General features: G+C 67.6%; 4 protein-coding genes. 2 read left to right on the forward strand and 2 right to left on the reverse strand.

All coding sequences use genetic code 11. The features are described 5' to 3' along the window. Positions 1 to 1990: copper-translocating P-type ATPase (locus tag WYS_RS02305; protein ID WP_019176540.1), on the forward strand; the 1990-nt coding region annotated here is incomplete at its 5' end. A gap of 89 nt (positions 1991 to 2079) precedes the next feature. Here the strand turns inward: WYS_RS02305 and WYS_RS02310 are convergent. Beyond that, positions 2080 to 2526, reverse strand: a complete 447-nt coding sequence (locus WYS_RS02310) for a DUF4352 domain-containing protein (RefSeq protein ID WP_019176541.1) — start codon at positions 2524 to 2526, stop codon at positions 2080 to 2082. Between the two features lie 265 nt (positions 2527 to 2791). Between WYS_RS02310 and WYS_RS14050 the strand changes: the two genes are divergently transcribed. Next, positions 2792 to 3163, forward strand: coding sequence for a YkgJ family cysteine cluster protein (locus tag WYS_RS14050; RefSeq protein WP_019176542.1), 372 nt, complete (start codon positions 2792 to 2794; stop codon positions 3161 to 3163). Here WYS_RS14050 and WYS_RS02320 read toward each other — a convergent pair. Next, positions 3164 to 3723 (reverse strand): ROK family protein (locus tag WYS_RS02320; RefSeq protein ID WP_019176543.1); only part of this gene is annotated, 560 nt, incomplete at its 5' end.

Consider the following 3723-nt stretch of genomic DNA (forward strand, 5'->3'; position numbering starts at 1 on the left):
CTCCCACGGCGGCGGGGGCGGCCACGTCTCCCACGGCGGCGGGGGCGGGCACCTTGACCACAAGGGCATGATGAAGGACCTCCGGGACCGCCTCATCGTCTCGGTCCTGGTGACCGTGCCGATCCTCCTTCTCACCATGGAAGTGCAGGAGCTTCTCCGCTACTCCCTCGCCTTCCCGGGCGACCAGCTGGTCCTCCTGCTGCTCTCCACCTTCGTCTACCTGTACGGTGGGTGGCCGTTCCTGAAGGGAGCGGCGCAGGAGCTTCGGGCACGGACCCCGGGCATGATGACCCTGATAGCGGTCGCCGTCAGCGTGGCGTACTTCTACAGCGCCGCGTCGGTGCTGGGCCTGGGGGGCAGCGTGTTCTTCTGGGAGCTGGCGACCCTGATCGACATCATGCTCCTGGGCCACTGGATGGAGATGCGCTCGGTGATGGGAGCATCCCGGGCCCTGGAGGAGCTGGTGCGCATTCTTCCCAGCGAGGCGCACCTGGTGCGGGACGGCGGCGCCGAGGACGTCAGGGTGGAGGACCTCCAGGCCGGCGACCGCGTGCTGGTGAGGCCGGGAGAGAAGGTGCCTATCGACGGCACCGTAGTGGACGGGGGGTCGAGCGTGAACGAGTCCCTGCTGACCGGGGAATCGCGCCCGGTGCCCAAGAGGGCCGGCGACCAGGCCATCGGGGGAGCGGTCAACGGCGAAGGGTCCCTGGTGATCGAGGTCACCAGGACCGGCAAGGACACCTACCTCAACCAGGTCATCGAGCTGGTTAGGACGGCCCAGGGCTCCAAGTCCAGGACGCAGGACCTGGCCGACCGGGCCGCTTTCGCGCTCACGGTAGTGGCCTTGTCCGTGGCGGCCCTGACCCTGGCGGCATGGTTGCTGCTCGGACAGGGTGCCTCTTTCGCGGTGGAGCGCGCCGTCACGGTCATGGTGATCTCCTGCCCTCACGCGCTGGGCCTGGCGATACCGCTGGTGGTCGCGGTGTCAACTTCCCTTGCCGCCGGGGCCGGCCTTCTTATACGGGACCGCCAGGCCTTCGAGAGGGCCAGGGGCCTCGATGCCATAGTGTTCGACAAGACCGGGACCCTGACCCTTGGACGGTTCGGGGTCACCGACGTGATGCCGCTGAGCGGCCGGACGGAGGACGAGGTGCTGGCCGCGGCCGCGTCGCTGGAGCGGTATTCGGAGCACCCCATCGCCCGGGGCATCGTGGACAGGGCCCGGGAGAGGGAGCTGGAACTTGAGCCGGTGGAAGGCTTTCGCGCGCTCCCCGGCAAGGGGGTGGAGGGCATGGTCGGAGGAAGACCGCTCCGAGCGGTCAGCCCCGGGTACCTGGAGGAGAAAGGGATCCCTCTTGACAGCGAGGAAGCCGAGGAGGCCGCCCGGCAGGGCAAGACCGTGGTGGCGCTGGTGGAGGGCGATCGGGCCGTCGGGGCCATCGCGCTCGCCGATATCATACGCCCGGAGTCAAGGGAGGCGGTCAGGCGGCTCAAGGAGATGGGGTACCGGTGCATCATGCTCACCGGGGACAACCGCCACGTGGCCAAATGGGTCGCCGACGAGATCGGGCTGGACGAGTACCACGCGGAGGTGCTTCCGTCCCAGAAGGCCGAGGTCATCCGCTCTGTACAAGAGCGGTACGCCGTGGCCATGGTGGGCGACGGGGTCAACGACGCCCCCGCCCTGGCGCAGGCCGATGTCGGCGTCGCCATCGGCGCCGGCACGGACGTGGCGGTGGAATCGGCGGACATCGTGCTGGTGCGCAGCGACCCCCGGGACGTGGCGGGCATCATGGCGCTTTCCAAGAGGACATACTCTAAGATGGTGCAGAACCTGATATACGCCACCGGCTACAACGCCTTCGCCATCCCGGTCGCCGCGGGCCTGCTGTACAGCTACGGCATAGTCCTTACTCCTGCGGTCGGGGCCGTCCTCATGAGCATCAGCACCATAGTAGTGGCCATTAACGCCAGGGCGCTGAGGGCCTGAGGCCGGGAAGACCGCTTCCGGGGAAAACGGCAGGCGATATCGTCCCGAGTCGGGACGATCCGGCCAGGGGGTCCAAGGGGCCACGCGCTTCAGAGGGGCACGGGCACGCTGTGCGTCACATCGTAGAACGTCAGCAGTTCCGGCGTTACGCCCGCGGGGAGCTGGTAGGCGATGACGACCTCCCCGGTGGCGCCGCTGCCGAGGCTGTCGGGCATGGAAGCGCCCGAGCTCCAGTGGTAGTTGTACGCAACGCCGTCAGAGCCGGTCAGCCGGAAGAAGTATGGGGTTAGGTACAGGGGATCGGCATCGCCGTTGGTGATGTTCAGGCGGACCTGGACGATGCCCCCCTCGGAAGCGCTCGGGGACGCCATCGGACGGACCGAGGATATGCTGACCTTCACCGCTCCGGAGCCATCGTAGCCGGCCTCCAGGGGCCCGCGGGCCTGCCGGTCCAGGGACACCACCGCGACGATCGAGCCCAGTATGGCGACGATTGTGAGCGCGGAGATGATCATGACCTGCTTTTCTGTTATCATTTTCTCGGCTTTCGGCGAGAAAGGTTTCTAGGATTTAACAAACTCCCCTCGAAAAGTCGCTCCATGGCCGGGAAACCCGACGAGGGGGCCTTCCAGCAGGAAATTGACAACAGCAATGCTCATGGGTGGTTGCTATGAGGGCCCAGGCGGGCCGAGGGGGCGGCCCCGCCTCCCGAGGCCAGTGGGCTCGAGCCACATCGTTGCGGCCCGCTCGAGGCCATGAGCGCGGACCAACGCTTATATCCCGCCCGATAATACTGGAACTATGCGCTGCTCGCACTGTCAGGAGTGCTGCCGGGAGACCATGATGGAGCTCTCCCGCGCCGACATATCACGCCTTGAGCGGAGGGGGTACCGCAGGGATGACTTCTGCTACGTCGGCGTGGACGGCATACCCCGCCTGAAGAACGCGGGGGTGTGGTGCTTCTTCTACGACCCGGAGCGCAGGAGGTGCCGCGAATATCAGTCCAGGCCCCTGGGCTGCGCCCTCTATCCCGTCAACATCGACGAGGACGGCGCATTCATGATCGACGCCCTCTGCCCCGAGGGCGATACCCTGACCCACCAGGAGCTTAAGCTCAAGGGGAAGAGGTTGAAGGCGCTCATCGCCACCATCGACGCGGAAGCGAAAAAGTGATCATTCCGGCCGGAGGACCAGGGAGGCCGCGCCCACCGCTCCCGCCTCGTCGCCCAGTTGTGACCGCGAGATCCTCAGCGATGGCCTGATGGGAGGAAGCACCGCCTCCATGATCCCGTCTCGGACCTCCTCGAACATGCCCCGGAACCCTTGGATCACCGAACCGCCCAGCACCACCAGCTCGGGGTCGAAGCAGTTCACCACGCTGGCCGTACCGGACGCCAGGGCGGAGACGGCGGAGGCCCTGATGCTCATGGCCAGAGGGTCCTCCTCCGAAGCGGCCCGGGAGACCTCGCGGGCGGTGATGGCGTCGGCGTCGCCGTCGACCATGCCGAGGAGGTGCCGGCCCGCGATGGGTTCGCTGGTGACTAGCTCCCTGGCCCGCGCGGCGATCCCCATGCCGCCGGCGTAGGATTCCACGCACCCGTTCCGCCCGCAGGTGCACCTCGGCCCGTCCAGCGCCACGGACACGTGGCCGAAGTGCGCCCCGCAGCCGGTGGTACCCCCCAGCAGGCGCCCCCCGATCACGGCCCCGCCCCCCACGCCGGTGCCGGTGAAGA

Source organism: Methanomassiliicoccus luminyensis B10, from assembly GCF_000308215.1.
Lineage (GTDB): Archaea > Thermoplasmatota > Thermoplasmata > Methanomassiliicoccales > Methanomassiliicoccaceae > Methanomassiliicoccus > Methanomassiliicoccus luminyensis.

What these genes read in the sequence shown, in the direction of transcription:
- WYS_RS02310 (WP_019176541.1), bottom strand. Translation starts at nt 2,526, where the DNA reads ATGATAACAGAAAAGCAGGTCATGATCATCTCCGCGCTCACAATCGTC.
- WYS_RS14050 (WP_019176542.1), top strand. Translation starts at nt 2,792, where the DNA reads ATGCGCTGCTCGCACTGTCAGGAGTGCTGCCGGGAGACCATGATGGAG.